The sequence below is a fragment of the Ruminococcus sp. J1101004sp1_RTP21198st1_B9_RTP21198_201120 genome, assembly GCF_040924245.1.
In the GTDB taxonomy this organism is placed as follows: Bacteria; Bacillota; Clostridia; order Lachnospirales; family Lachnospiraceae; genus Blautia_A; species Blautia_A faecis.
In genome coordinates this window covers 176,693-203,269 of sequence record NZ_JBCOMI010000002.1, presented here as the reverse complement: position 1 = coordinate 203,269, position 26,577 = coordinate 176,693, and the positions used below count along the sequence as shown (strand labels likewise).

General features: G+C 46.8%; 28 protein-coding genes. 10 read left to right on the top strand and 18 right to left on the bottom strand.

The window, feature by feature from the left end; genetic code table 11:
• Positions 1 to 5 precede the first annotated feature (5 nt).
• From AB5618_RS02220 to AB5618_RS02185, 8 genes are all read right to left on the bottom strand, one after another.
• The gene (locus AB5618_RS02220; RefSeq protein WP_005333464.1) at positions 6 to 254 is read right to left on the bottom strand and encodes a hypothetical protein; all 249 of its coding nucleotides are present in this window, start codon (positions 252 to 254) and stop codon (positions 6 to 8) included.
• A 19-nt stretch (positions 255 to 273) separates the two neighbouring features.
• A complete protein-coding gene (locus AB5618_RS02215) occupies positions 274 to 792 on the bottom strand; it encodes an AbrB/MazE/SpoVT family DNA-binding domain-containing protein (protein WP_005333466.1) in 519 nt (172 codons plus the stop codon).
• 62 nt (positions 793 to 854) lie between these two features.
• Positions 855 to 1,541, bottom strand: coding sequence for a hypothetical protein (locus tag AB5618_RS02210; protein ID WP_005333468.1), 687 nt, complete (start codon positions 1,539 to 1,541; stop codon positions 855 to 857).
• A gap of 16 nt (positions 1,542 to 1,557) precedes the next feature.
• A complete protein-coding gene (locus AB5618_RS02205) occupies positions 1,558 to 3,675 on the bottom strand; it encodes a nitric oxide reductase activation protein NorD (RefSeq protein WP_005333469.1) in 2,118 nt (705 codons plus the stop codon).
• Positions 3,672 to 3,938 carry a helix-turn-helix domain-containing protein gene (locus AB5618_RS02200; protein WP_005333471.1) on the bottom strand — a complete coding sequence of 89 codons (267 nt, stop codon included), beginning with the start codon at positions 3,936 to 3,938 and terminating at the stop codon, positions 3,672 to 3,674. The genes AB5618_RS02205 and AB5618_RS02200 overlap by 4 nt, the downstream gene beginning before the upstream one ends.
• A gap of 9 nt (positions 3,939 to 3,947) precedes the next feature.
• Complete coding sequence (locus AB5618_RS02195; protein WP_005333473.1) at positions 3,948 to 5,759, bottom strand: AAA family ATPase; 1,812 nt, start codon at positions 5,757 to 5,759, stop codon at positions 3,948 to 3,950.
• A gap of 16 nt (positions 5,760 to 5,775) precedes the next feature.
• Positions 5,776 to 6,552, bottom strand: a complete 777-nt coding sequence (locus tag AB5618_RS02190) for a hypothetical protein (protein ID WP_022415111.1) — start codon at positions 6,550 to 6,552, stop codon at positions 5,776 to 5,778.
• A 141-nt stretch (positions 6,553 to 6,693) separates the two neighbouring features.
• Positions 6,694 to 7,395 carry a single-stranded DNA-binding protein gene (locus AB5618_RS02185; protein ID WP_005333477.1) on the bottom strand — a complete coding sequence of 234 codons (702 nt, stop codon included), beginning with the start codon at positions 7,393 to 7,395 and terminating at the stop codon, positions 6,694 to 6,696.
• Between the two features lie 334 nt (positions 7,396 to 7,729).
• Between AB5618_RS02185 and AB5618_RS02180 the strand changes: the two genes are divergently transcribed.
• The 10 genes from AB5618_RS02180 to AB5618_RS02135 all read left to right on the top strand — a co-directional run bounded on the left by AB5618_RS02180 (position 7,730) and on the right by AB5618_RS02135 (position 14,066).
• Positions 7,730 to 8,419 carry a response regulator transcription factor gene (locus AB5618_RS02180; RefSeq protein WP_022415110.1) on the top strand — a complete coding sequence of 230 codons (690 nt, stop codon included), beginning with the start codon at positions 7,730 to 7,732 and terminating at the stop codon, positions 8,417 to 8,419.
• A 77-nt stretch (positions 8,420 to 8,496) separates the two neighbouring features.
• Positions 8,497 to 9,423 carry an ABC transporter ATP-binding protein gene (locus AB5618_RS02175; protein ID WP_008373911.1) on the top strand — a complete coding sequence of 309 codons (927 nt, stop codon included), beginning with the start codon at positions 8,497 to 8,499 and terminating at the stop codon, positions 9,421 to 9,423.
• Positions 9,416 to 10,267 carry an ABC transporter permease gene (locus AB5618_RS02170; protein WP_005333484.1) on the top strand — a complete coding sequence of 284 codons (852 nt, stop codon included), beginning with the start codon at positions 9,416 to 9,418 and terminating at the stop codon, positions 10,265 to 10,267. Before AB5618_RS02175 ends, AB5618_RS02170 begins: the two co-directional genes overlap by 8 nt.
• On the top strand, positions 10,268 to 11,164 hold the full coding sequence (locus AB5618_RS02165; RefSeq protein ID WP_005333486.1) for a sensor histidine kinase KdpD: 897 nt from the start codon (positions 10,268 to 10,270) through the stop codon (positions 11,162 to 11,164).
• A 121-nt stretch (positions 11,165 to 11,285) separates the two neighbouring features.
• Complete coding sequence (locus AB5618_RS02160; RefSeq protein ID WP_022415108.1) at positions 11,286 to 11,576, top strand: hypothetical protein; 291 nt, start codon at positions 11,286 to 11,288, stop codon at positions 11,574 to 11,576.
• A gap of 3 nt (positions 11,577 to 11,579) precedes the next feature.
• Positions 11,580 to 11,912 carry a hypothetical protein gene (locus AB5618_RS02155; RefSeq protein ID WP_005333489.1) on the top strand — a complete coding sequence of 111 codons (333 nt, stop codon included), beginning with the start codon at positions 11,580 to 11,582 and terminating at the stop codon, positions 11,910 to 11,912.
• A 229-nt stretch (positions 11,913 to 12,141) separates the two neighbouring features.
• Positions 12,142 to 12,576: a hypothetical protein gene (locus AB5618_RS02150; protein ID WP_005333491.1), complete on the top strand. Its 435-nt coding sequence runs from the start codon at positions 12,142 to 12,144 to the stop codon at positions 12,574 to 12,576.
• 3 nt (positions 12,577 to 12,579) lie between these two features.
• Positions 12,580 to 12,939, top strand: coding sequence for a YccF domain-containing protein (locus AB5618_RS02145; RefSeq protein WP_173736254.1), 360 nt, complete (start codon positions 12,580 to 12,582; stop codon positions 12,937 to 12,939).
• 1 nt (position 12,940) lies between these two features.
• On the top strand, positions 12,941 to 13,777 hold the full coding sequence (locus AB5618_RS02140; RefSeq protein WP_005333496.1) for an EcsC family protein: 837 nt from the start codon (positions 12,941 to 12,943) through the stop codon (positions 13,775 to 13,777).
• On the top strand, positions 13,734 to 14,066 hold the full coding sequence (locus AB5618_RS02135; protein ID WP_005333498.1) for a DUF5301 domain-containing protein: 333 nt from the start codon (positions 13,734 to 13,736) through the stop codon (positions 14,064 to 14,066). Before AB5618_RS02140 ends, AB5618_RS02135 begins: the two co-directional genes overlap by 44 nt.
• Before the next feature lie 188 nt (positions 14,067 to 14,254).
• Here the strand turns inward: AB5618_RS02135 and AB5618_RS02130 are convergent, their stop codons facing one another.
• The 10 genes from AB5618_RS02130 to AB5618_RS02085 form a co-directional block, all read right to left on the bottom strand.
• A complete protein-coding gene (locus tag AB5618_RS02130; protein WP_005333500.1) occupies positions 14,255 to 14,701 on the bottom strand; it encodes a hypothetical protein in 447 nt (148 codons plus the stop codon).
• Positions 14,702 to 14,714: 13 nt separating this feature from the next.
• Complete coding sequence (locus AB5618_RS02125; RefSeq protein ID WP_005333502.1) at positions 14,715 to 15,401, bottom strand: hypothetical protein; 687 nt, start codon at positions 15,399 to 15,401, stop codon at positions 14,715 to 14,717.
• 20 nt (positions 15,402 to 15,421) lie between these two features.
• On the bottom strand, positions 15,422 to 16,009 hold the full coding sequence (locus AB5618_RS02120) for a sigma-70 family RNA polymerase sigma factor (protein WP_005333504.1): 588 nt from the start codon (positions 16,007 to 16,009) through the stop codon (positions 15,422 to 15,424).
• A 13-nt stretch (positions 16,010 to 16,022) separates the two neighbouring features.
• Positions 16,023 to 16,442, bottom strand: coding sequence for a DUF3268 family zinc-finger domain-containing protein (locus tag AB5618_RS02115; protein WP_368366449.1), 420 nt, complete (start codon positions 16,440 to 16,442; stop codon positions 16,023 to 16,025).
• A gap of 251 nt (positions 16,443 to 16,693) precedes the next feature.
• Complete coding sequence (locus AB5618_RS02110; RefSeq protein ID WP_005333506.1) at positions 16,694 to 16,951, bottom strand: hypothetical protein; 258 nt, start codon at positions 16,949 to 16,951, stop codon at positions 16,694 to 16,696.
• Positions 16,941 to 17,303, bottom strand: coding sequence for a hypothetical protein (locus tag AB5618_RS02105; protein ID WP_040015509.1), 363 nt, complete (start codon positions 17,301 to 17,303; stop codon positions 16,941 to 16,943). Before AB5618_RS02105 ends, AB5618_RS02110 begins: the two co-directional genes overlap by 11 nt.
• A 67-nt stretch (positions 17,304 to 17,370) precedes the next feature.
• The gene (locus tag AB5618_RS02100) at positions 17,371 to 21,003 is read right to left on the bottom strand and encodes a VaFE repeat-containing surface-anchored protein (protein WP_244095615.1); all 3,633 of its coding nucleotides are present in this window, start codon (positions 21,001 to 21,003) and stop codon (positions 17,371 to 17,373) included.
• 56 nt (positions 21,004 to 21,059) lie between these two features.
• Positions 21,060 to 24,257, bottom strand: a complete 3,198-nt coding sequence (locus AB5618_RS02095; protein ID WP_023921581.1) for an ATP-binding protein — start codon at positions 24,255 to 24,257, stop codon at positions 21,060 to 21,062.
• Positions 24,254 to 24,874, bottom strand: coding sequence for a DUF5038 domain-containing protein (locus AB5618_RS02090; protein ID WP_368366448.1), 621 nt, complete (start codon positions 24,872 to 24,874; stop codon positions 24,254 to 24,256). Before AB5618_RS02090 ends, AB5618_RS02095 begins: the two co-directional genes overlap by 4 nt.
• A gap of 10 nt (positions 24,875 to 24,884) precedes the next feature.
• Positions 24,885 to 26,576, bottom strand: coding sequence for a lysozyme family protein (locus AB5618_RS02085; RefSeq protein ID WP_368366447.1), 1,692 nt, complete (start codon positions 26,574 to 26,576; stop codon positions 24,885 to 24,887).
• Position 26,577 lies beyond the last annotated feature (1 nt).

Below are 26,577 nucleotides of genomic sequence, written 5' to 3'. Positions count from 1 at the left end.
TCTTGTCAAGCACACATCGCCTCCAGCTCCATCGGAACACGGGTGTAGCTGAGACGGTAAATACTGTTGCAGGTCTCAAATACCACACCGTTTTCGGATACTTCCAGAATACTCTGCACCGGACTGGTAGCAAAGGTCTGGTTATAACTATAGATCCACGCCCGTTCTCCCAGATGGAGGGGCAGGGACAGGATTCCGGTGAGGACATATTCTTTCTTTTGGGTGGTGTGTAAGGTTATATTTGTATTCTTCATTGATTTCACGCTCCTTTCCTTACTTAATTTTGTTTGCAATTACGGCAGCGACCAGTTTAGCGCATCCCAATTCCATCTCGGATAAATGCTGTCCGGTTCTGGAACAGAGAAGAAGTGCCAGCGGCTCTCTGTCTTCCCTTAAAATCGGGAAAAAAGCACAAACCGGTTGACGGGTGTTGGATACCGGGTAGACAGGGCAGTTCTCAGCAGAGATCAGTTCCTGGCCGTCCGCAACCAATTCGGCGAGTTCTTCTGTAACGGGAGTGCCTTCCGGAAGATAGATGCCCGCAGATACGAGTATGTGAGCCTCACTGCAAATTGCGATACCACAGTGGATGACACTGTAGAGGACGGAAAGATAGGAAGCCATTTCCTCTTTTCCGTTTAAGTGGGTAGGGCATTTGCGTAAAAGCAGCTCCATTCCCACATTTTCCAGTTCCAGTGCATCTCCGTCTGAGAGCTTCATTTGTTTCCGGATTTCTGCAGGGATGACGATACGCCCCTGAGAGTCCATGGTCCGGATGAGTGCAATATTCATAACTAAAGTCTCCTTTCTTAAAAAGAGGAGAAGCAGTAAAGTACCGCTTCTCTTCTGAAAATTTAGGCAGCGTAAGGCGGAGCCTGTGCTGTCTGTTGCATTTGACTGTTCTGCTGGTCTGCCAGCATCCGTTTTCCGTTATTGATCAGTGATGCAGCAATCACCGTTTCCCAGTTGGAAATATAGGAATCCGTCCGCTTCAGAAGCGTGAACAGATCCATGTCGGTAAGCTGGATGGCTGTCGTCTTTTCGGACTGGAAGCTGCGTGGCTGCATGTAGGAACCACCGTTCTTATTCTGTGCTTTGATGCCTTTCCCATTTACAATCTGGATTTTCCATGGGCTTTTCATAGGCTGCCCTTTGGAATCATAGGGATGTCTGGAGATATAAAACATCTGGGCTGTGGAATAACCGTTCTGATCGGGATTGCCGTAGATCTTGCTCTGGCTCCATTCAAATTCCTGAAAACCGGAAGTGATCCGGGTTAAGAGGAACTGGATCTGTTCCGGTGCCAGGTTGAAACGGGTGATGATATTCCGGTCTCCGGTACCGTTGGAATAATCCTGAATGGTGATGCAGATTAAAGAATGTACTTTATGCCCGTTTTCCTGATATTCCCCTTTGGCATGTAGCTGTGCATAGTTGCCGAGTGGTGCGTAGCGGAGCCGGTCATAAAAGGCAATGAGTGCCCGGTCATTCTGGATCTTGCAGATCTGGTCGGTAATCCGGTTTTGATAAGTTTCATTCATGAGTATTCACCTTCCTTTATTTGAGATGCTGTTTGACAAGCTGTGCCATATTCTTTGGAAGCTCTTCCAGTTTCGTGATATCCAGGAATCCGTCCTTGTAAATCCTGCGGATATTTTCCTTATCGTCACCAATGGCAGCCGCAAACAGGATGACATCCCGTTTTTCGTATTCTTTCTTGATGCCCCGCAGATCTGCCTCTGCTTCCGTTCCGCTGTAGCCGTAATCGGCTGGCTGACCGTCAGAAATCAGGATCAGCAGCTTCTGAAGCTCCGGGCGTGTGCACAAATGCTCTGCTACGAAGCGGAGAGCTGCGCCGTCCCGGTTCCCGTTGCGGTCGCACATATCCATCAGCCGGTAACAGTCCTCATTGTCCACAGAATCAAATTCTGCATAGGAGTAAAGAGCAACGCCGCCTGCATCCGTGGAATGCCCGTAAATGGTGATAGGGATACCGAGGCTTTTACAGAAATCATAAAGGACAATGGCAGTCTTTCTTGCATGTGTCATCCGGTCACCCCAACCCATCGAACCACTCTCGTCAATCAGGAGGGCAACAGCCAGACGTTTTTCCTCTCCTGGAAGTCTGGTTCTGGTAAAGATGGTTCCGTCTGTCTTATAGAGAGCATGGGAGTCCAGACGTTTTCCAAACAGGAGATTCTTCTGCTTTCCGCCTTGCTGTTCTTCTTTCAAAAGCGGCAGGATGGTGCTTTGCAGCTTTTTGGAAGCCCGCAGGAGCGGGGGAGCAACTGTCTGGTATTCATTCTTCAGGTAATCGGAAACACTGGTCAGGCGATGGATGGTAACATGGATGCCTGCATGGGCATTGCCGTAATGAATATCATTGGCTGTTTTCTGCAGTTCCTCGGTCAGTTCCGTCTGACAGTCTTCCTGCACCTTTTCTGCAGCCACATCGTTCAAGATCCGGAACAGATCCTCTGCAGCATGCTCATAGCCGCTGCCCTGATACTGACTGACATAAGTGACGCCGGGGTTGTTTTCATCCAGAATGGTATTGGTCTTTGTAAGAGCGATGCGCCCGCCTTCTTCCGAAAGCACCTGTTTGGCTTCCTCTATAGCATCCTCTTTGGTACGTGGACCGGAAGGAGCATTGCCCTCATCATTCCCGCTTCCTTTTGGGGAAGCTGGTTTGATATTCTTTGGAATGGCACCGCTTTTTCCGGTCGGAAGAGGAGCGCCGCTGCTGACTTCATCCCCTAGAAGATCTTCCAGAGCATCGGCAGCGGAATCCTCGCCATGCATTTCCAATTCCTCCCGTGTTTTTTCGATGAGCGGCTGGATATAGTTCCAGGTCAGGGCTAAGAGCGCATTGGAAACCAGCATCCGGTCAGTGCCTTTTTCCGATTCCATTGCCGTATCCAGAAGATCGGTACAATCGGAAATGGTATCCAGATAATCCCCCTGATAGCCGGTGGGATTGTTGATGTTTCCGGTCCGGCAATAGGAAAGGATCAGGTTGGCAATGATGGAAAATGGCTGGTATTCTTTGTCAATTTGTTCCTGTATGGAAGGAATCTGTTCGGACATACGCAGGTTATTGAGTTCAATCCCCTGTCGGAAGGTGCCGTGGAATTCCTCACACATACGGTCTTCAATATGGATGTCTTCCAGAATGTTTTGAAAAGTTGCGGCGCATCGTGCCAGTGTCAGGCATCCGGCTTTGTCCTTTTCTTCTAACACTTCTTTGATCTCCTCCAGTGCTGTCTGATAAGCTGGAAGGGATAGCTCCGGCTCCTTCGGATAGAAGGAACCGTTTTCCAGACTCCTCAGATGAACAGCGTGGGCTGTGAAATCAGAATAGAGTAAGTGCCCCACTTCATGCCCGGTGAGCCCTGTCAGGCTCTGGGAACGTAAGAAACGGGTGGGGAAAGACTGGGTGATCGGGTTCGCTGCGTTGAGATGTACCTTATAATTGTCGGTATATGCAACGCCTGCCTGTTCGGAAATGTCCCAGTCCAGCAGTACCTGCAGTCCATACCGGTAACGTCCGGTAACGGCTCTGGCAAGGGAGGTCTGGTACTTCTGATAGGCAGCGGAGAGGAATAACTCCTCATCCGCAATGGAATCCTCTTTTGCCCGGATTAGTTTCTTTAAATTTCTTTGGCTGTGATTCACGTGATATTCTTCCTTTCTTTTCTTAGATTTTTTGTCAGCAGTTCCTCCATCGTGCAGCCGTAATACACAGCAAGGCGAAGGACGGCATAAGCCATCGGGGAGGAGTTTGCATTTTCATAATTCATAATGGTTTTCGGGGGAAGATTTAAGATTCTGGCAACTGCCTTTTGTGATAACTTCGGTGTTTTGGCTTGCCGGAGATAAGACAGATTATCTGCCAGATGCTTTCGGATCTGGGCTTCTGTGAGTGCTGCTTTTCTCATAGGCGTGTCCTACGCAGCAAGCACAGTATCCAGACAGCTTTCTTCCACTTCCGTACGGTTCTCAGCATCGGCAGAGGCAGAGGCAAGCACCGTGTAACGGGCCGCTTCCCGGATATCCCCGCAGACCATGTAGGACTGCACCCAGGAAATCAGCTCCCTCATGCCACAGCAGCCATCTGTAATGAGATTTTCCCGGCAGTAGACAGCCATGGATTTGACAATGCGTGTCATCAGACGTACCGTTTTTGCATCCTTGCATCCGGTAACAGCCATGGCACGTTCTACCTGTGTATCCTCATCCGGTTCATCCAGATCAATCACAAGGTTCATTCGGGAAATGACAGACTGGTTCATCTGTTTACAGCCTGCATAGTCATTGTTTGTGGTGATTACGATGGTCGTATCCGGATGACGGTGGATGGTTTCTCCGTTTGGAAGATATACGCTGTTACAGCGGTCTAAAAGGGAGTTAAGTCCAACCAGTACACCGGGATTAGCAATGACCGTAGGCTCCTGTATCTCAAGAATATACCCATAGCGGATGGCTTCGACTAGAGGCGTATCCACATACTGGAAGTTCTGTCCGGAGGTGTGTTCCTTATAATAGCTGTGCATTTCATCAAAAATCGTATCGATCAGCTTCTGGTAGGTGTCCTCGGCAGAAATTTCTTCATCATAGTTTCCGGTCAGCTTCTGATAGGCACCGGAGGGATCTAACTGGATTTCCTGAAAAGACGGGTACTGCCGCTGAAGCCGGGTGCGTTTTCCGTCCACATCCGGAAGAATCTGACCTAAAAGGTCGAATACCTCTGTATTTGCGGAACAGGTAATGCAGCGGTAAGGAAGGTGAAGTGCGGAAGCAATGGCTTTGGCTCCTTCGGTCTTTCCGGTACCTGCCGGTCCCCGTAAAAGAAAATTCCGCATCGGCTGTGTGGTATCCGTTGTCAGTTTTGCGTGTTCGCAGATCCGTTTGATTTCCGGAGGGATGATGTACCACTCTGCCAATGTCGGAACAGATACCTCCTCTTCCGGAGACAGCCTTCGGGATGCGGTCAGGATAAATTTCCCAACAAAATCATCTCTGGAAATGGCTGCCTGTGCTTTCTTAAATCCACTTCCTGGACGTAACACCTGAAAGTCTCCATGGAGCACTTCGGTTGGTGCATAGACCCCCTTCTGGATATTTAACGGTTTGATCAGCGACAATACGCCGTTTGCCGGAAGGTCAATCTTAACACCACCGGTCGGGAGACCTGATGCATAGCGGGTTCTCCGGTAAATGTTGTCGCAGAGAACGGCTGCTGTTTCCGCAGCGGCGTCCAGATCGGGATAACCGTTGTCCCGGTGCGCTTTTAATTCCTGATACTTTTCATTACACTCTTCATCTGCCAGAAAAACCGGCATCAGTGCGAACAGCAGAGCCGCACCGGACTGTTTGGAGTCTTTAAATTCGTATTTTTCCGGTGTGCTTTCCACATCCGGCGGAGGAGTATAGCAGCCTCCGTAAAACTTTCCGTTTAGCTGGTTGTAGACAACCACCTGAAGATCACCGGTTTTGCTCGGATATTCCGCCACAACAAAATTGTTGGATTGGGTACCGACCGCCCCAAGCTTTTCCGGCGGGGTACTGCCAACCGGGTTTTCCAGCTCCAGATAAGCAAGGACTGCCCGCAGGGTAGCTGCATGAAGCGTGGATTTTTTCCGTGGCTGAGTACAGTATTTGGATGCAATGTCATCAAAGATTGCATGGTCCGTATAATCCTCAAATGGTTCCGGGAGTTTGCGTTTGAACCCCCAGGTTGCTACGATGTTATTTGCCATGATTCGTTCCTCCTTCTTATGAGATCCAGGACAGTTCCAGTGCCTGCTCGGTCTCTTCTGTGGTCAATTCATCTTCAGTAAAAATCTCCGTCAATTCGCCCCAGTAATCTTTGGGCGGGAAATGTTCCAGCTTTCCCCGGACTTCCGGTTCAGTGCCGTTCAGAATATAGACATCTCCCTGCTCGTTGATAAACAGCTTTTCATAGCCCCTTGCCTGTAAGTCACCGACCAATTCCATCAGTAGCGGTTTCCCAATCAGGGAATACCATGATTTGGGATTAACGGCTGGTCTGGAATCCGGATTTCCTTCTGACGGTTCCTTTTTATGTAAGGATTCAATGGTCATCATCTGAAGCGTCAGACTGCCACGGGCATCCATGAGAATTTCCGCAAAATTATAACTTCCGGTATTCCGTGTGCGAATCCGTAATGGTTCCCCATCCAGTATCTGGGAGAGCGGTGGTTCTTTCACAAAATCCCATGTGGCATCCGGGAAGGCTTCCTTGAGCTTTCCGGTAATCTGGAATTTGATCTGTCTCCAGAGAATGGTTTCCAGATCAGGTGTTCCTTCCAGATGACGAGTTCTTTCTGGGCGTTTTCGTAGCTTATGCTCCCTGTTTTTCAGGCGTTCCGTGAAAAGCGGGAGAAGATAACTGAACAGCGTGACTCCGATACCGATCAGGGCAATGCCTGCAATCAGAAGCCGGTTGGCATCCTGTGGTACGAAAAGTGCTGCAAGAAACAGTACAAGCACGACAAACTGTAAGAATTTTTTTCGATTTGATTTTTTCATGAGCTGATTCCTTTCTGATTCATGATTCTTAGACAAGCCCGGAAGCTGGATGGGAAATCGCCGCTTCCGGACATGAAAAAGAGGAACTGCATCATCACAAAGATGATAAATGCAATTCCTCAACATAGGGTTCCTTGAGAGTTAATAGGGCAACTGGGATGCCATCTGTTCCGGCACATTTTGAAAGCCGTCAGTTGGCTGACTGCCCGGCATACCTCCGTAATTTGGCATTCCGGTATAACTGCCCTGCGGCGGGTAGCTGCTCTGTGGCTGACCGGTTCCGTTTGGCGGAGCCTGATACTGTCCGCCATTTGCAGGAGGCGTGTAGGCACCGTTAGCAGGAGCCATTCCCTGCTGTGGATAGCCGCCAGGCATTGCCTGATTCTGGTAGCTGCCATTGGGATTTCCCTGCATTGGGTAGCTGCCATTGCCGGCTGCACCGGGCGTTGCCGCACCACCATTCGGCTGGCTGTTCTGGTTTGCACCCGGATGTCCGGTATTGCTGTCAGAACGGTTGGATGGTACAAAGTGCCAGTCCTTGACATTGATCCTCGGACCGGCATTTGCCTGCCCCGCATTCTTTCCTTTCTGATAAATGAACGGATGAAGCTCCAGATCACCATAGATCATCAGCCCGGTTCCTTTCTTTACGCCTGCTTTTGCTAAGCGTTCTGCAAGGAACTTGTTAAAATAGCACTGATAGTAAATGGTTTCTTCCTTTCCATCCTGGCCTCGCTGTGAAACTGCAATGTCCAGAGAAACATATTCCGTACCGGAATTTTTTCCTTGCTGCATCTCAGGATCTCTTGTGGCCCTCCCTAAAATTGTTAAAATTGCTGACATAAAAATTCTCCTTTCTGCCTCTTTGGGCGTTAAAATAGATTAAAATAAAAAAAGTGCCATTATAGCACCGTATAAAACGGCAGTATAATGACACGATTTTCCAAACTTAAACTGCATATGCTTCTGGATGAATGGTCCAGACTCCCATGACGGGACAGCACAAAAACTTAAATACAAGATTATATTAACACAAGATATAGCATATGTCAAAAGAATTAGAACTATATATAGCATATGTAGACGAGGTGGAAGGATAATATCAAAAGAATTTTGGACATAGTTATAAAAGTGCAATATAATATTGTTTAAATCGGAAAATGGAAGGATGAGAAAAATGGAGCAGAAAAACAGAATTCTGATTGTAGAAGACGATACGGATATCAATAATCTTTTATATACGGCATTACAGAAAGCAGGGTATGAGACGGTACAGGCTTTTTCCGGGACGGAAGCGAGGATGCTGTTCCAGATGGATAAGGCGGGCTTTTCTTTGATTCTATTGGATCTGATGCTTCCGGGAATTTCAGGAGAAGAGGTGCTTGCCCAGATTCGGAAACAGGGCAATACGCCGGTTATTGTCCTGACAGCCAAAGACGGATTGGATGAAAAAATCGGGCTTCTTACCAGTGGGGCAGATGATTACATTACAAAACCGTTTGAGATACAGGAGGTGCTTGCCCGGATTCAGGTTCAGCTCCGCCATATGCAGCAGGAGCCGGAACATAAAAGCGTGTCATATAAAAACCTGGAACTGGACCGTGAGCGCTTTGAAGTCCGAATTGCCGGAGTGCTGCTTCCCAAAATTACAAAGCAGGAATTTGCAATTCTGGAGCTTTTACTGGAGCATCCGAAACAGGTCTTCAGCAAAGAAGAGATTTTTGAATATGCGTGGGATGAACACTATATGGGAGAGACAAAGACACTGGATGTACATATCAGCAATATCCGGAAAAAGATAAAAGCAGTAACGCAGGAGGAATATATTGATACCGTATGGGGAATCGGCTACCGTCTGCATTCTTAATCTTTACTCTTTTTTTACTATTTATTTGCGTTTGATTAGGATTTATCCGATATGATAACAGCAGATAAGAAAAGGAGATGAAAGCATTGAGTGAATTGTTATTAAGTACAAATGGATTGACGAAGCAGTATGGTCATCATAAGGCAGTGGATAAAGTAAACCTTCACATAAAAAAGGGTGCTATCTATGGATTTATCGGACGGAACGGTGCGGGAAAGACGACTTGCCTGAAGATGATCAGTGGACTTGCAAGACCGACAGCCGGAGAGATTGAGATGTTCGGGTGTAAAGGAAAAGAACTGGAGAGGATTCGTTCTCGTGTGGGGTGTCTGATTGAAGCACCGGGGCTGTATGGCAACATGAATGCATATACAAACCTGAAAATAAAATGTGAATTGTTTGGTATTCGGAAAAAGGGATACATCGAAGATATCTTAGAGACGGTCGGACTGGAAGGTGTCGGAAAGAAAAAAACGAAACATTTTTCCCTTGGAATGAAGCAGCGTCTCGGAATCGGGCTGGCACTGGTCGGGGAGCCGGATCTCCTGGTCCTTGATGAACCGATCAATGGGCTTGATCCCCAGGGAATTGCAGAGGTGCGTGATACCATACAGAGACTGCGAGATGAACGGAATATGACGATTTTGATATCCAGTCATATTTTAGAGGAATTATCTAAGATTGCAACGGATTATGGAATTATCCATAATGGAAGTCTTCTGCAGGAGCTGACAAGCGAAGAACTGATGAAACGCTGCAGTGAACGGATTGAAATAGAGTTAATCCATCCGGAGCAGGCAGTCCCGATTCTGGACAGAATGGGATTTACCAACTATCAGGTTACAGATAAGAGCCATATCCATATATTTGAACGATTGAATGAAAGCGCCAATGTCAATATGGAACTGGCAAAAGCAGGAATTTTGGTCAATGGAATTTCCATTACCAGTGAAGAACTGGAAACCTATTTCTTGAATCTGACAGGAGGGAATCAAAATGCTTAATATGATAAAAATGGATCTGTACCGGATGGTCCGGACAAAAAGTATGTATGTGGTATGGATTGTGATGGCGGCAGCTATATTCTTCTCCACATCCATGTCGAAATTGGATATTGATACGATGAACAAGGAAGCGGAACAACAGCAGACAGAAAACATTGCAGAAACAGTGAAACCAGAAACCATCAATATGGGAATGTCCGTATTCCTGCCGACACAGCCGGGAGAAAAAGTAACGGTCTTTGATCAGGTATATGCAAACCTGCAGGCGAAGTTTGTGGCGTTGTTTCTGGTGATTTTTACAGTGCTGTTTTCCAGTGCAGATATAGGAAGCGGTTATATTAAAAATATCGGCGGGCAGGTAAGGAGCCGGAGAAACCTGATCTTTTCCAAAGCTTCCGTGTTGTTTGTGTATACGACTGTTACCATGCTGCTTTATTTCATCATTCAGATTATTGCACAGCAGATGTACTTCGGATATCTGGAGTGGGGGAATGGAAGCGAGTTGCTGAGATACTTTGGTATTCAGATTTTGCTTCATTATGCACTGGTACTAATCAGTATGGCGATTGCGGTGGTTTTGAACAGCAACGTGTTCAGCATGACGATTGTTATCTGCCTGTGCATGAATACCATGATTGTCTTATACGGAGTGATCAATCATTTGATCCAGAAGGCAGGTGTGGAGAATTTCCAGATTTTGAAATATACAGTGACAGGAAAGATTGCACTTTTATCCATGTCACCGACCAATAAGGAATGCCTGACGGCAGTTGTGATTGCGGCGGCGTTCGGAATCGTGGTTACATTACTGACAGCATGGGTATTCAGAAAGAGAGATATCTAAATGATAAAACTAGGGTTCGTGCTATTGATAGCAGTGATACTGGTACAAGGAATGTTATTTTGGAAATACCAGCGGCAGGTGAAAGACATCTGCCGCCAGTTGTCGTTTCTGATGAAGCACGACAGCAACATGCTGATTACCAGAGAAATGGATTTTGGAGGCATTGGTGAGTTGGCAGATGTTTTAAACGAATGGCTGGAACTGAAGCGAAGGGAAAAGAAGGAATACTTGAAGAAAGAGGAGATGATTTCGGATACATATACAAATCTCTCACATGATATCCGTACTCCTTTGACATCCCTTGACGGATATTTTCAGTTAATGGAAACCTGTGAAGACCAGGAAGAGCAGAGACGGTATATGAAGATCATACAGGAGAGAATCGGCAGCCTGAAAGAAATGCTGGAAGAATTATTTACTTTTACAAAACTTAAAAACGATTCTTTTCATCTGGAAATGTCATCCTGCTGTATCAACAAGATTTTGAAAGATACCATATTTTCCTACTACGATGAATGGACGGGCAGAGGAATTGAACCGGAGATACAGATTACAGATAAACTGCTGTTTATGAACGGAAATGAACAGGGAATCCAGAGAATTTTTCAGAATATCATAAAAAACGGACTGGATCACGGGGAGAAGAAAATCAGTATTTCACTGGAAGAAGTTGAAAACAACATCCGGATACAGATAAAAAATCAAGTATGTCATGTGGAAAAAATAAATGTAGATCAGGTGTTTGAACGGTTTTATAAAGCGGATGAAGCACGCAGTAAGACTTCCAGCGGTCTCGGCTTATCAATTGCGAAAGAGCTGGTACTTCGTATGGATGGGAAAATCAGCGCCCGGATAGAAGGGAATGAGTTCTGTGTGGAGATTGTGTTTCCAAAATAAAAGGAAAAATTTATATTAAAGCAAGTGAAAATGGGGAATGACTTTATATAGGTTTCATGGTAGAATTACAGTAGAAAGAGAAGAGTCACTCAGTCATTTGTTGTATGAAAGGATGAGTATAATGTATAAAGTAGAACTTAAATTTGATACAAGCAAGCTCGCTCCGGAAACGGTAAATCAGATGTGTGAACAGGCAGATCAGATTTTTGAGCAGGAGGATTTAAGCTGTGCAGTCAAAGCCCTTGGAAGCAGGATTTATCTTGACCGGGGACGCAAGCAGGACTATGGAAGATTCTGGGCAGCAATCTTTCAGTTGAAAAACTCCGTAGGAATTGCAGAGAATTTGTTAGAGTGTTTCTGGTATAACGGAACAGAAAAGGAGAACCTGATTACAGACTTTATAAGGAACTAACAGATGGACAGCTTACAGAGGAAAGGCATCAATTTTGACCTGAATACACAAGCACTAAAGGAATATTATCCGAAAGGTGACTGGCATAATGCATATGCGGATGTAAGGGACTTTTTTGAAGCAAACGGATTTGAGCATATTCAGGGATCGGGATATCATTCGGTGGAAGCAATGTCAGAAGCAAAAGCCATGGCAGTTATTTATCAGATGACAAAAGAATTTCCATGGCTCAATTATTGTGTGAATGTGTGTACCATATCAGATGTACCGGAACTGTTTGATATCTCGCATGTATTTGCCAGAGAAGCGGAACGGTTGGAAAAGAAAAATGCATGATTTGACAAATTATTTCCAATATGTTATATTCATCTCAAGCAAAAAAGGGAGTAGCTGAACGCCTTGAAAGAGGTGGTTTTGTAACCGACAACCGGTATCGAGAGATACCCGTAGCAAATGAGATAGCAAGACTTTTATTGTGGCAGAGGTCATGATAGGAGTCTTTTTTTATTATGAAATATAGAAAATCTGCCGCAATAGTCTGCTAAAAAGAAAGAGAGGATAAACGATGAGTAACGAAATGATGAAACGGGAAATGCAGGAAGCAGTACAGGCAGGGGAGCGGGCGCTTCAGAGCCTTTACGCAGCAAGGGATAAGTTGGGAAGTGCGAGAAACTGGGGCATTTTTGATATGCTTGGAGGAGGCTTTATCAGTGACTTTGTGAAGCATTCTAAAATGAATGACGCAGCTGCGTTGATGGAACAGGCGAAAAGCGATATTCAGCGTTTTCAGAGAGAATTAAGAGATGTGCAGGTTTCCTTGGATCTGCGCATGGAAATCGGCAGCTTCCTTTCCTTTGCGGATTTCTTTCTGGACGGGCTGGTGGCAGATTATATGGTGCAGAGCAAGATTGCAGATGCAAGAGAACAGGTGGATGATGCCATCAACCGGATAGAAAAGATACTTGCTGATGTGAAAAATCGGATGAATGGGGAGGTGTAGCATATGGGATGCCTGGGAAATGTGTTGTGGTTTGTGTTTGGCGGCGCAGTCAGTGGGCTGAGCTGGTGTCTGGCAGGTTGTCTCTGGTGTATTACCGTTGTGGGGATTCCGGTGGGGATGCAGTGTTTTAAATTTGCGGCGCTTAGTTTTTTCCCCTTTGGAAAAGAGGTGCAGTATGGTGGCGGAGCTAGTTCGTTCCTTTTGAATATCATCTGGCTGATTGTATCCGGTCTGCCTCTTGCACTGGAGCATCTGGCGTTGGGTACAGCTTTATGTGTGACGATTATCGGAATCCCGTTTGGTTTACAGCAGTTTAAACTGGCGAAACTGGCATTGATGCCGTTTGGTGCGGAGGTGTATTAAGATGCGATTATTTGATAAAAGGACACCGCTTCAGAAGGAGTGGGAAAAGCTGGAAGTACAGGAGCAGAGATTCCTTCAGAAGCGTTCAGAGAAAAGGGAGAGCATTCTGAATCAGAAACTGGAGGAAAAGATACCGCCGAAACTTCAGAAAACATTGGATACCGCTTTTGCGAAGGCATTTGCTCTGATTTTCGAGAAAGGAACCGGGGTTATTGAAAAGACGTATCAGCGGACAAAACTGGAGCAGGATTATCAGGTGCGGCAGTATATGGCGGATGTAAAGCAGAATTCCAAATCCCTCCGCTCTTTTTCTAAAAAGGCAAGAGATACGGGAACAAAGAATTTACTGCTATCCGGTGTGTCTGGAATCGGGATGGGCGTATTGGGAATCGGTCTGCCGGATATTCCGGTATTTACAGGGATGATTTTAAAGAATATTTATGAGACTGCTCTGCAGTATGGATACAGCTATGAAAGCAGGGAAGAAAAATATTTTATCTTATTATTGATCCGGGGAGCAGTATCCTATGGGGATACACTTTGTGAGATTGACGGGAAAGTAAATGAATTTATCAGAAACGGAATACTGCCGGAAGAGTATCAGGATAAGGAGCAGATCGAACAAACGGCGGGAGCTTTGTCAAAAGAGCTTCTGTATATGAAGTTCTTACAGGGAATTCCGGTGGTTGGTGCTGTAGGCGGAGCTTATGATGCAGTCTACATGAAACGGATCACAGAGTATGCAGAGCTGAAATACCGGCACAGGTATCTGGCGGGGCGGAAAAAGGCAGAGAATGGACAATTATGTAAAAGGTGTAAAAGTTATAGAGATATATGATGCCGCAAATAAGGAATTGCTGGTAAAGTATGATGATAAGCATAATATAGACAAGGTTATTTCTGCTTTAAATATAAAATCATGGAAAGAGACAGAAAAAAGCATAGGTATGAACCCTAAATATACCATAAAATTTTATTGCGATACTACGAACCAAGATGAAGAAAAAGATATAAAAGAAATTACCCTTTATGAAAATGGGGAATATGCTACGATTTTTATTACTTCTCCTGGCGGAGTAAAACAAAACTATAAAACGAGCATTGATATTTCTGAATTGGTTATCTAATAATATTTGTGTAATGAGAATGAAAATCTAATTCTTTCAAGTTTAACTAAGACATTCCCGGAGCAAATGCTCATGGCATTGAAGCGGATACAAACACTATTGTTTGATAGAAATAAGAGAGGTTATTTATAATAAAATGAGCCGCCAGAACTGTAGGGGTGATGCAGTACGGGCGGCTCATTTTCTATCTAAACGGATGTATCCGGAAGTTCCGGCAGTTGATCGGTGAGTTCTTCATATCCGAGAATATCTCCGGCACATGGCATCGATTGCCCTGTTCCCTGCTGTGGTTTCCGGAAGTACAGCCGATACCGATGTCCCTCTAGGAGTTTGATATTCTTTTCCAGTGAGAAGGCGTATTCCTTTCCGTTATCACTGGCAAACCAATATTGCTGGTTTTTCCCGAAGAGTGTCTGTTCCCGTTTCGTGCAGCTTACGTCCAGTGACAGATAAGCATGTGTATGGATCAGGTGGTAGAAACTGAGTGCACGCAAGATGCTGCAGATTCCGATGAGGAGGCTCATGAGGATAAAGAGCCGGTCATGGGTGGCGATCCCGAAGATGCACCCAAAAAGTACACAGAAAAAGCCGATTGCACTGATGGCAACCAGCTTTGTGAAAAATGGTTTTGGCATAAGGTTCCTTCCTTTAACATGTATGAAATGTGATTTGTTTATTCAGGTACAAATTAGCAATAGCCTGCAGCACTGGATACTGGGTATGGTGAATCTGGACATCATCCACAAGTGTTTGGTAAGTTGTCTCCGGTTCTGTGTATAACTCATCCATAATATCCGATTCGTTGTGGATTACTTTTTCCTGCTCCATACTTGTGACAAGCTCAGCGGTCGTGAGGGATACCTTATCAGCCAGCTTCAGAATGGTATCTTCCATCGGTGAAGAGGGTTTCTTCTTTAAATATCTGCCAAACTCTTTTGCACCAATAGTTCCTTCCAGATAAAGCTGAACGCAGCCAAAGAGCCGGATGGGAAAGGTATCCTTCAAGGGAATAATGGTCAGACTGCCGAGAAGGCGATATAAGGCATCCACCCCTGTCAGTCCAATTCCGCTTACAACCAGACCGCGTAAGGAAAGTCGGTTCAGATAGTGTTGGAAGGATAAGCCTTTCGGACCTTCTTTCTGTATCTGGCGCAGGGTATAGGCATCCTGGAGTTCATGGAGCGTCAGAATCTGGAAGGCAAGACAGCTCCAGAGCAGCAGCTCGTCATCCGATAGTCCATATTCTTGTCCATCGTTGATTACAAGAGGAATGGATTTTCCGCCTGTCGTTTTTTGAAATTTTAAGGTTCCGACAGCAGTATAAAGTGTCAGCATAAAAGTTCCCTCCTTCAAGGTTAAGTCAGAAGTGCATAGAGTGCATCATCCTGCTGTAATAGTTTCCGTGCTTTGCTCTGCCATGCCCGTACACGATTGGCTGGTACTTGGTAGTGTTTTGCCAAGTCAAAGCTGGTATATCCCTGCTGTTGCAGATAGAGGGCTACAATTCCCTTCTGAATAGTTGAGGACTGTCCGGTGCCAAGCTGGGTTAAATGCTCAAGAAGCAAGGTCTGGTTTGTGTCCTTTTCCGGGTGAGTTGTTTGTGTATCCTCGTAGGAAAACAAATCACGATAATGGAGATGTTCATCTTCAGATGATGCTTCGTCCAGAGAACAGAGCATGGAGCGGTCACGGGCAATTTTCCGCCAGTAGTCAAAGATGGCATGACGGATGATAGTTTTGGCATAAGGCTGGAATGATCTTCCTTCCTCAAATCCGACAGCCGACCGGCACAAAGCCAGATATCCAATCTGACATAATTCCTGTTGTTCTTCCTCAGTTACATAGGCAGCGGTGCGGGTCATGGAACGAATCATGATCGGAACCAGATCCATGGATTTTTCCACCAGTTGTTTTTGCTTTTTATTTAGTGGTAAGGTCATCATCAATCACCGCCTTTCAGCTGGCTGCCCGGAGGCGGAAGGGAATATGGTTGTTCTTTAAAACATCTGCGGATTCCCGAATGAGCTGGTCGCACATATAGTTGCTGAACTGTCCGATGTGAGCCTGCTTATCTGTCAGACAGAACTTATCTGCCACCCAGCGATATGCTTCCGGTTTGGAAAGGATGCCCTGTTGCCAGATCTGATCGAAAATTCGATGTGCCTGAATCCGCTTTTGACGAAGCTCCCGGTTGGCGAGCGTTCCTTTTGGTATCTTGGTTCCCGAATGTACCCCGACATAGGAATTGCAGGATGGATAGTGGGAGCAGACATAAACCTGTCCGCCATGAGAATGCGTTCCATATACAAAGGATGCATCTCTTAATATTGCTGTTCCGCCGCAGTAAGGGCAGCGGATGATTTTTGGTTTCTTCATCTGTTTTCACCTCGCTTGTACATACACGATACGTAACGTGTACGTGAATAACCAGTACGTACTGTATACTTATATTGTAAGTAAGCAGGTGATGAATTCCCATAGGACGCAAGCGGATACTGATCCCAGATTCGGACTAAATGGCACGAATCCCCATTTTTCAGATGCCGGGATAGAAAATTGCTCGGATGAGCGGGAATAAGCCGCTGTCTGTGAAACGTGGATAATTAACCGGTGTAAAGATGAACTTCTCACAGAAAATCCGTAGCAGGAATAAGCTGATCAGTACCAGACAGAGCAGGTAAGTGTTCCTGCGCCTTCTGGTCCATGGCTTTTTCGGACGGAATTTCACATACAGGACAAAAATCATGGGAATAAATATCAGGTTCGTAAAGACCTGATCGATACATTGGATGATTGAAATTACGTTTAACATAGGCAGTGCCTCCTTTCTTTACATATCCTGTACGTATAAGAGCCTGAAAGTGCAACTTTTTGTTACCAGTCATATTGCTGGTTCTCCTGAAGCCGGAGCAGTGCCGGAATGGGACATGGCTTTAAAGGCAGCTTCTGAGCGGCCAGATAGGGCAGATAAAGCTCTGTAAAAGCAGCAATGCTCATGCTTCCGGTACATTCGGTTGGCTCCGGTATCCGGGGAAACAAAAGCGCTGCATCTGAAAGAGGGAGGATGCAGGGGCTTCCCGTTTCATCCGGATGGAATAAAAAGCCAGAGTTCTCACAGCTTTCCTGTGCGTTACAAGTGCGGCACCAGACGTAGATACAGGAGTGCCAGTTCCCTTCACAGAGGTTCAGAAAATGACGGATGTGCTTGGCATCTGTCTTGCAGTGGGGGTGTTTCATATTCATCACCTACTAAAGAAGCAGGCAGTTCCATGTGGGAGCTGCCTGCAGGAGTCTTCGTTATGAGTTACTGATGTTTCTTTTTGCGTTTGAAGTAAACGATGCCCAGGACACTTGCACCTGCAAGTGCAGCTATGGCGATTCCGGCATACAGGAGAAGCGGCGTCTCATCGCCGGTCTTTACAGGCGGAGCTACCGGAGGCGTCTCCGGTTCTTTCGAAAGCTCCGTCATGTGTACGGTCTGACCTTCATCCTTCAGATCCTCATGGGAAGCAATCTCATGCTCGGTTTTTCCGTCTGTATAGTAGAGCTTTTCAAAGACAACCACATCCTGTCCGGCAAGAGCAGAAGCGTCGAAGGTAAAGGTAACTTCCACAGAGCCGCCAGCTTTTTCTGCTTTAAATTCTGCCTGAGCGGTAACTGGTTTTCCGTCTTTTAACAAAGCCTCTCCGGTTTCCTTATTCATCAGGGTTCCGATGACTTTGTACTCAGATCCAGGCATCAGACCATGATAAGTGACCGTATCTACGATAGTCGCTTCCTTGGAAGCAGAGACATCCTGATCCCCGTCACTGCCGTCTTTGGCTGTGGTTTTGATTTCCGGGAAGTAGATGGTCTGGTTGGCATCTTTGATGTCCGCATGTACCGCTACTTCGTGATCTTCAAAAGTCATTGTTTCAAATGCCACGAGCGTTTTTCCGGAAAGTGCAGAGGCATCAAAGGTAAAGGAAAGCTCTACGCTGCCGTTAGCTTCTTCCGGAGTGAAACTTGTTTCTGCAGTCACAGCTTTGCCATCCACATCGAAAGGTTTTTCGGTTTCCGAATCCATGAGTGTTCCTGTCAGCTTGTACTCTTTGCCTGGGATCAGGTTTTTGTATTCCACAAGGTCTGTAAGCGTCAGTTCTTTTTCCGGTTTTGCATAGTGTGTGCCGGAAGCAGCATCTGTTGCAGTGGTTTTGATTTCCGGGAAGTAAATAGTCTGTCCTTCATCCGCAATGTCTGTGTGTACGGCAACTTCCTTGTCTTTGTAAGCCAGGGATTCAAAGACAACTACTGTTTTCCCTTTTAAGGAGCTGGCATCAAAGGTAAAGGTAACATCTACCGTACCAGCGGATTCTTTTGGCTTGAAGGATGCTTTTGCTGTCACCGGTTTTCCGTCTGCTTCGACTGGTTTCTTTGTTTCTTTATCTATCAGAGTTCCAGTCACTTCATATTTCTGGTTAGGAACCAGCCCCTTAAAGGAAACCGTATCCACCAGCGTGATTTCTTCCTTTGCACAGGAAATATTGGAGTTCGTGTCCGCATCTTTCGCAGTAGTCTTGATTTCCGGGAAATAGATGGTCTGGTCTTCATCGTTGATGTCGGTATGGACTGCAAGCTGCATCTCATCCTGATATAATTCCTCGAAGACAACGGTTGTTTTTCCCTTTAAGGAAGTTGCATCAAAGGTAAAGGTTACTTTGACGGAGCCGGAGGATTTCTTTGCAGTAAATTCAGTTTCAGAAATCACCGGTTTTTCATCCACAAGGATTGGTTCCCCGGTTTTTTTATCCATTAAGGTTCCAGTCAGTTTGTATTTCTGGCCCTTTTTCAGTCCTTCGTATTCCACAACGTCTTCAATGGTCACTTCTTTTGCCGGCTGGCTCATGTGTGTACCGGTCTCGGCATCCAGAGCAGTCGTGCCGATCTCAATGGCATCATCGGTCAGAGTTCCAACCTGTATCAGAACAGAATCCTTATAAACCTTGACTTCAAAGGTTAAAAGATCCATGCCTTTGTTGGAATCACAACGCTGTTCCGCCAGAGTGTAAGTATCGTAAATGAGAGCGCCTTTGGAATCATCCGGTTTGGAGGTGCCGAACCAGATGCCGTCTTCCGAAGACTCACCCCGGTTGGTATTTGCGGTATGTTTGTTCCATTTGGAGGAAGTGCTGGCATAACCGTTGGCATCTGTCACAATCACATGGCTTTCGCCTGTTGTTTTGGAAGTGATCTTAAATGGCACATTTGCCAGACGGTTCTGGCTGCCGTCAGCAATCTTGACAAATTCCAGATCCCCGCGGATGACCTGATTGGAGATGGAATTGTCTTTTGCAGTCAGTTCCACGATTTTTCCCTGTTCTGTGATGTCAAATTCTACAGAGATCTTTCCGCTGTTCAGATAACCGGAAGGTGCAGTTGTTTCATCCACACGGTAATGTCCGAATGGGAGAGCATCTTTTGCAGTTGCAGCAGAACCGGATTTATCGGCAGTAAGTGTAAGGACAACCTGATCTTTCGTGTAGGATGTTCCGTCTACTAATACCGGATTTTCATTTAACGTAGTGATCGCAAAGACAGTACCTTCCAAAGTGGCAGAACCCTGCGGTTTTGCTTCTCCGGTCTCGCTGTCACGTTTCTGGATCTTCACTCCGCCACGGATGACAGATTCTTCTATGGTAGAAGACTGGTATACCGAAACCATTTCCTGCTTACCGTCACCTGTAATTTTCTGTACGAAGACAGTTGGATTGAGCTGGTATCCGGCAGGGGCTTTGCTTTCCTGTACCGTTATGGTACCGAGCGGAAGACAGACGGTCTTGCCATCACTGGTATAGTAAAAGGCATCGCCGCTTACAAAGGAATCTTTGGTAAAATGCATCTTTCCGGAAACATCTGTTTTTAATACCCAGGTACGTGCCGGTTTCTTTCCAGCTTCCGCAGGATCACTGTCAGACTGCTCGGTATAGAACTTGACTGTAAATTCTGCGTTTGCAAGGGAAGCTGCTCCCTGTGGGGAGGCTTTCTTTGTTTCGGCATCCAGCTTTTCAAGCACCAGATTCATGGGATTATTCTGCGGAATATCTGTTACGTTTGCAGCAGAAGTCTGTTCTGCTTTTACGGTGACTTTGTGAGCTTTGGTGTCTACAATGTAGCCTTTGGAAGCAGAGAGCTCTTTTATGGTATAATCGCCTTCCTCCAGTTCGCCGGATCTGGCATACCCGTTTTCATCAGTGGTCAGTTTCTGGATGAGCTTCTCACCCTGATAGATCCCATACACAGCACCCTTTAAGCTGTAATTCGGATTCCCGTCCGATACGCTTCCGTTGGCAGAAGATTTTTTCAGTTCGATCCAGCCGTTTGGAACCTGATACCAGCTTCCGGCAATGGTCTGGCTGCCCTGTCCCGGAACGATGAATGCCCGGAAGCCTTCCGGCGGGTTCGGAAGTCCCTGAATGGCACTGGCTACTTCCAGTGCTTTATCAATATAGGACTGCGGGGCGCCATGGAAAGCTCCGGTGTCAGCGGAATTACCGGCATAGATGTAAGCGACAACCAGATGTCCGATGACATAGCTGTTATCATCACTCCAGCCACTGAAATATTTATCCTTGACGACTTTATCGTAGCCGTAACCGCCGTTTAAGTAGTAGAGCGCTTTTCTGAGCGGGGAGTTCTGGCTTAAAAGGTCATAGGAATAGGAACCAGAGGAAGGTGTTTTCTTCAGTGGTTCCACGCAGTAGGCAGTATTGCTCCCGTCAAAGCTCATGCGGGAGGTAAAATAGCTGCCGTAAGGGATATTGGCACCTGCCTTATAGCTGATGGTGCCGTCGGCTGCATGAACCGGAAAACTGCCGGAAAACAATGCGCCGACTGCGACAAGGACTGCCAGCAGCATAGCCAGCGTCCGTCTGGTATAGGATTTGTATGTCTGTAACATAAGTCTCCTCCTTCTTGAAGTTCAAATGAAAAGGGCAGCGTCAGTGCTGCCAAAAGTTACACAGCCTGTTTCTTCTGTTTCGCAAGGATTTCCAGAAGCTCCTGCCGATCTGTGGTAATCAGCTCCTTTTCCAGATTGGAAGCCTTAAATTCCACAGTGATGTTATTGTTGTTGGTTGAGATCAGACCGTTGCCCCGCTGGAAATGGGTGATGTTCATTACTTCTGTTTCCGATAGATGCAGGATAGTCTTCACCCGCTGTGCCTCTTCATCCTCCATGTTCAGGATAATCTTGGTCTTGCAGTTATTGATGATACCCTTGCCGTACTTCCCGTCATCCAGAGCAAAGAAGTCGTTTAAATCCTGTGTGGCAAAGATGCCGGCTCCGGAGTAAGCACGGATGATCTTGGCAATCTCCAGTACGAATTCCGCTGCAAGCCGGTTGCTGGATGCACCGATGAGCTGCCAGACCTCATCGACAAAGATGGCTTTCTCTTCGGTACGGTTTTCCTTCGCTTTATCCCAGACATAATCCAGGGCAACGAACATGCCGACCGTTAAAAGATCGCTGGAACCGGTCAGTTCGGAGATATCCAGTACCGTATATTTATTGGTCAGGTCCACATTGGTCTGCTGGTTAAAGGAAGAAGCAGAACCGTGAACCAGGCGGTTCAGGATATGAGCCAGACGTTTGGTATCCTCGCTTTCCAGCAGGACATTGTAGACATCCTCCAGAATGGGCATCTTTTTGTACTGCTCCGGATGCTGCGGATCTGTCAGGGATTCATTTTTATGTGTAATCCCTTTTCTGGCATAGGTTTTGATTAGGGCTTCATCCAGAAGCTGCTTCTCCTCATGGGACATATCCGGGATCAGCAGACTGAAGAAGATGTGAAGCCTTTGGATCTTGCCTGCCAGTGCGGAGGCATCCAGTGTCGGTCCGTCAAGCAGTTCATTTACAGAATTGTCTACCTTCCGGATTTCCATGATGTTGATACAGTTCTTACTGGCAGGAGAGATCTGGATAAATTCTCCGCCGACATTCCTTGCAGCCCGGTAAAATTCGTGTCCCTTTAGCGGAGCGATGATGAACACCTGGATGCCTTTTCTTCGCATCCTTAGTGCCATGGTCTGCATGGTGAAGGTCTTTCCTGCTCCCGAACAGCCTAAGATACAGATGTTGCTGTTCTTGTACTGCCTGGAATCAAAGATATCCGCAATGACCAGGGAATTGTTATGCTTGTTTACCCCAAAGAGGATTCCGTTATCATCGCAGATACTGTAGCTGACGAAGGGATAGCAGCTTGCCGCCCCGGAAGTCAGTACGTTCCGCTTGGACAGCTTAAAAAGCTTCTTGTCCAGATTTGCCAGCGGCAGAGAGGATAAAAATCCCTGCTCCTGTAAAAAGTAGCAGGAGTGTAAGTTCATATCCTGCGAGATCAGGAGCTTTTTCATTTCCTGAATCCGCCACTGCAGTTCTTCCAACGTGGAAGCAGTAATGGTGATGAGAAGATTCATGTAATAGAAATCTTCGTTGTTGGCAAGTCCCTGCTTCAGAAAATATCCGGAGCGGATGGCAGAATCCAGATCGTCATAATCAGTGTTGGTATCGGACGCATCCTTTAATTTGGAACGGTTGATACGGATCTGCTGACCGAGACGCTGCTGAATCTTGTCCTTTGGCTGTTTCTGGAGAAAGAAATCAATATCAATCCCTTCCCCGGCATTGACAAGGAGTGACAGCCATCCGGGAGTTACCCGGTTTTTGTAGCCGTCAGACGGCACAAGCAGGTAGGAATGGTAAAGCCCATTGATCTGCACATAATGGGAGTGCTTGAAATCCACACTTTCCGGTGCGAGAAACTCGTTGATCCGGATGTGATCCAGTTCCTCCATGCGATTTTCCTTTGTATAGGCGGACAGTACAGTGCTGATCCGGTTCGAAAGCGGAACCTCCGTACAAAGGGTACGGTTTAAAAGGGTGTAGAGAACATCCGTAGTAAATTCATCCTCATTGTCATGGGAGACCACTTCATTCCCGCACTGGTATAGAAAGGTTTTGGCGGTCTGGGAGGCTGTCTCAAGAGCAGCAAGGATTTCCCGTTCCTCTTCCTTTCGGTTTGCGTTGAATGGTTCATATTCAAAGATCAGAAAGAACCGTCTGGATACTGCTTCTCTGGAACTTAAGTTCTGGACAAACTGGATGTAGTCACGCTGCAGTTCCTGACAGTGGGGATCGGTTTCCCGCTCCAGCTCCAGCTGGGACTGCTCCAGATGCTTATTGATGTCTGCTTTTTTGGAGATCATCTTGATCTGGAGTTTGACAGGGCTGATCTTTAAGTAACTGATAAAGCTGTAGATAATGCCCTGCTGTTCCCTGGCACTTCGAAGCAGAAAGTTGATTGGTTCAATCTCCAGGATCTTCACGTACCGTCCGTCTGTGGTATAGACGATTCCGTTTGCGATTTTTTCCACCGGAAGATAATCCTCCAAGGTCTGGTCTTTCTTTCGCTTTTTCCGGGAAACGGGTTTTGACGTGGCAGATGAGGTGTCCTCCTTGGAAACCACCTTTTTTTTCTGCTCTTTTTTTGCAGCCCGCTTTTCGGAAACTGCCCGTTTTTCTTCCTCCTTTCGTCTCCGGGCTTCCGTTTTTTTCTGTATTTTTATCTGTTTCGCCGCCTCTTTTTTCTGTCGGCTGGCTTCTTTCTGCTCCCACTTCAGATAACGGATATCTTCCTTTGCCTGTTTTTTGATGCCCCGCTTGGTGGAGGTATCAAACTGCCGGTGTTCTTTTTTTTTACTTTTTGGCGGAGCTGGTGCGTCCGGTTCAGACTGTGGGGGAGCCGATGCCATTACTTTGGAAGGCTCTGCCATTTTTTCTGCTTTCCGGTGTTTCTTTGTCTTTGGCTCTTTGAAACGTGGTTTCCTGCGTGGCTTTCCTTCCGGAAGACTGTCGGACCTCCAGATTACCCTGCGGTTCACTACAAAACGCAGGGCATTCATCAAAAAGGCAGTGATGCTCTCCCCGCCGATTCCAATCAGGGCTACCATTGCCGCTGGAAGTGCGGTCATGCAGAGAATGATGATGCGGGCAGTCAGGGACAGCGGCAGGTGGAAAACAGGGATACCGATTGCCAGGGAAAGAACAATGCTTTCTATGGCATTGCGGATGTCAAAAGTTCCGTTTAGGATCTTGCCTTTCTCAATGAAGTTGGAAGGGATAAAGGAAACCGGTGTTTCTTCTGGCTGTGTCATGGCTGCACCTCCTTTTTCGTATCTTTCGCATCTTCGGAAGGCACAGAGGCACTGCCGGATTCTGTGTCCGGAGCTTCCGGGCTGTCAGAAGTATCCGGATACCCGCCTTCCTGCAGGTGTTCAATGTCCTGCGAAGTCAGGGACGGCAGGGAATCATCGGTTTGCTTTTCGTAAACAGTCGTATCTGCAGAGACCTGTACCCCGTCTTCTCCAAATAAAAACACACCCGTCGGGGTGTGATAGGTAACCGGAAGCGTATCCTGATCGGAAAGTGAAAACATCAGGCAGACGGTTGTTTCGGTAGGGTAGCTGGTTTTTTCCGGCAGGAAGGTGATGCTTGTCTGTTCTTTTTTGACATACTCTTTTAGGTAGACAGGAAACTGCCCTTTGAGAGAAGCAATCTGGCTGTCGGAGAAAAATGCTTTTAAAGCATCAAAATCCAGATATTCCGGCATGGGGGTATCAGAATTTGTTTCTGTTGTTTCCTTTGCCGGTTCCTTGCCTTTGTTTCCGGAAGCTTCTTTTTTCTGGCTTTTCCAGAAACTGGGGAGAACCAGTCCGGCAAGCAGCAGAAACAGCATCAGAAAAATGGAAAGAATCACTTTTGTTCTGTTCATAATGGCTCCTTTATTTTTTGTCGAAGATCCAGTAGGCATTTGCCGTAGCATGGATTTCCGACATCATATCAAATTCACGGTTAATATAGTTCTTTGCGTCACTGTCATTGGGATCATTGACCAGTACCTTGCCGTTTGCCGTAACACCTCGGAGTACGATGAAGTGTCCGCCGCTGGTGAAAAGTCCTGCCCGCTGAGAGGAGATGACCGGACAGCCTTCGGAGAGTGCCTGAAGTACCGTATTGGCATTGCTGGTCTGTGTGACGCTGCCACAGCCGAAATGACTGGCTGCAGCCTGAAAGTAGCTCCAGTAGGTTCCAACTCCCGGCTTGTAATAGGAATTCCCGCACCATGCCACCGCATCCGGAGGGGTAATGGTATTCCCGGTCAGGTAGCTGGCGATCATGGCAAAGCTGGTAGGCCCGCAGCCGGAAGATGCGATGGAGCCGCCGCCATAAGGAATGTTCCCGTAATCGGTCTGGAGATAGTGCGGAATCTGCATTCCGTTTGCCGGATAGCTTCCGCCGGTATTGGTAATCTGATAATACCGGAGAACATGCTCCACATATTCCTTGTCCCCATACCGGTCATAATGCCAGTTCGGACGGGCACACATCATATCCGAATAAGCAATGGCGTTTTCTTTGGTATAACCGCCGTCACGTTCCATTGCCCAGTCGATATAGCCGGAGCCGTAATTGTAACCCTGAAGCGCCAGCTTGATGCGGTCCAGGTCGGTAGGTCCGGTACATCCTGCTTTATCCAGTGCATACTTTAATTCCTGAATCCCACATTCGATGGAATAAGCAGGATCGGTGATGCCGTTGGGGACATGGGGGTATTTCTTATTAAAGCCGCCTTCTGCCGCCTGCATGGGATCGCTTCCACGCCCGCCGCTTTCCTGCATCATGACTGCCATGAGGAGTTCCACATAAGCTTTCATGCCGTATTTCTGTGCGACCTGCTGGATGGTAGCCCGGTAAGCCAGCACCTCATCGCTGACACCTACCGCCATGGCAAGACCGGAAGCGGAGCCGCCAAAGAACATGGTCAGGTTTTCCACATAACTGTCTGCCGTTTTTTTCTGCTTATCGGTCAGATGAAAGACGTGATCTGCAAAGTAGGCATCTCCGGCATAGCTGACCGTGTAGGTATGGCGGGTAAAAGTAACCTTTCTGGGTGGTGCATTTTCCTCTTCCGCCGGAACTTCCACCGTGGCCGTTTCTGAAGTAACGTCATAAGAAAAAAGCCCGTCCTCGTTTTCCCGGATCAGGCTTTTGAGTTTGCTGATATTTATATTTTTATAGTCATCCTGGCTGGCACAAAACTGTGCGATGAGCTGGTTCGCATTTACGATGATACTGGAAGCGTAAGGATCGCTGATAGAGGCAGTATCTCCTTCCGGGAGTCTGGCAATTTCCGCATTGATCTTAGCAAGCAGTGCATCATGGCTTTCCTGAAGCACCTCCACGATTGCCTGATTGGAAGCCCGGATATTTTCACTGATTACCGTGTTGCTGGTCAGTGCTCCGGTATTTTCAGAGAGGTCTCCGAAGACGAGTCCCGGAAGCATGACAAGGAACAGAATGGGAAGCATCAGTACACCGCCGACGGCTGCTCCAGTTTTCGCAAGGGTGCGCCTGTGCCGGAATACTGTACCGATGACAGCAAGAGGACTGCCCATCAAGGCTGTTTTTGGCATG

Coding starts and splice junctions, on each gene's coding strand:
- AB5618_RS02220 (WP_005333464.1), bottom strand. CDS start 254: ATGAAGAATACAAATATAACCTTACACACCACCCAAAAGAAAGAATAT.
- AB5618_RS02215 (WP_005333466.1), bottom strand. CDS start 792: ATGAATATTGCACTCATCCGGACCATGGACTCTCAGGGGCGTATCGTC.
- AB5618_RS02210 (WP_005333468.1), bottom strand. CDS start 1,541: ATGAATGAAACTTATCAAAACCGGATTACCGACCAGATCTGCAAGATC.
- AB5618_RS02200 (WP_005333471.1), bottom strand. CDS start 3,938: ATGAGAAAAGCAGCACTCACAGAAGCCCAGATCCGAAAGCATCTGGCA.
- AB5618_RS02195 (WP_005333473.1), bottom strand. CDS start 5,759: ATGGCAAATAACATCGTAGCAACCTGGGGGTTCAAACGCAAACTCCCG.
- AB5618_RS02190 (WP_022415111.1), bottom strand. CDS start 6,552: ATGAAAAAATCAAATCGAAAAAAATTCTTACAGTTTGTCGTGCTTGTA.
- AB5618_RS02185 (WP_005333477.1), bottom strand. CDS start 7,395: ATGTCAGCAATTTTAACAATTTTAGGGAGGGCCACAAGAGATCCTGAG.
- AB5618_RS02180 (WP_022415110.1), top strand. CDS start 7,730: ATGGAGCAGAAAAACAGAATTCTGATTGTAGAAGACGATACGGATATC.
- AB5618_RS02175 (WP_008373911.1), top strand. CDS start 8,497: ATGAAAGCATTGAGTGAATTGTTATTAAGTACAAATGGATTGACGAAG.
- AB5618_RS02170 (WP_005333484.1), top strand. CDS start 9,416: ATGCTTAATATGATAAAAATGGATCTGTACCGGATGGTCCGGACAAAA.
- AB5618_RS02165 (WP_005333486.1), top strand. CDS start 10,268: ATGATAAAACTAGGGTTCGTGCTATTGATAGCAGTGATACTGGTACAA.
- AB5618_RS02160 (WP_022415108.1), top strand. CDS start 11,286: ATGTATAAAGTAGAACTTAAATTTGATACAAGCAAGCTCGCTCCGGAA.
- AB5618_RS02155 (WP_005333489.1), top strand. CDS start 11,580: ATGGACAGCTTACAGAGGAAAGGCATCAATTTTGACCTGAATACACAA.
- AB5618_RS02150 (WP_005333491.1), top strand. CDS start 12,142: ATGAGTAACGAAATGATGAAACGGGAAATGCAGGAAGCAGTACAGGCA.
- AB5618_RS02145 (WP_173736254.1), top strand. CDS start 12,580: ATGGGATGCCTGGGAAATGTGTTGTGGTTTGTGTTTGGCGGCGCAGTC.
- AB5618_RS02140 (WP_005333496.1), top strand. CDS start 12,941: ATGCGATTATTTGATAAAAGGACACCGCTTCAGAAGGAGTGGGAAAAG.
- AB5618_RS02135 (WP_005333498.1), top strand. CDS start 13,734: ATGGACAATTATGTAAAAGGTGTAAAAGTTATAGAGATATATGATGCC.
- AB5618_RS02130 (WP_005333500.1), bottom strand. CDS start 14,701: ATGCCAAAACCATTTTTCACAAAGCTGGTTGCCATCAGTGCAATCGGC.
- AB5618_RS02125 (WP_005333502.1), bottom strand. CDS start 15,401: ATGCTGACACTTTATACTGCTGTCGGAACCTTAAAATTTCAAAAAACG.
- AB5618_RS02120 (WP_005333504.1), bottom strand. CDS start 16,009: ATGATGACCTTACCACTAAATAAAAAGCAAAAACAACTGGTGGAAAAA.
- AB5618_RS02115 (WP_368366449.1), bottom strand. CDS start 16,442: ATGAAGAAACCAAAAATCATCCGCTGCCCTTACTGCGGCGGAACAGCA.
- AB5618_RS02110 (WP_005333506.1), bottom strand. CDS start 16,951: ATGACTGGTAACAAAAAGTTGCACTTTCAGGCTCTTATACGTACAGGA.
- AB5618_RS02105 (WP_040015509.1), bottom strand. CDS start 17,303: ATGAAACACCCCCACTGCAAGACAGATGCCAAGCACATCCGTCATTTT.
- AB5618_RS02100 (WP_244095615.1), bottom strand. CDS start 21,003: ATGTTACAGACATACAAATCCTATACCAGACGGACGCTGGCTATGCTG.
- AB5618_RS02095 (WP_023921581.1), bottom strand. CDS start 24,257: ATGACACAGCCAGAAGAAACACCGGTTTCCTTTATCCCTTCCAACTTC.
- AB5618_RS02090 (WP_368366448.1), bottom strand. CDS start 24,874: ATGAACAGAACAAAAGTGATTCTTTCCATTTTTCTGATGCTGTTTCTG.
- AB5618_RS02085 (WP_368366447.1), bottom strand. CDS start 26,576: ATGCCAAAAACAGCCTTGATGGGCAGTCCTCTTGCTGTCATCGGTACA.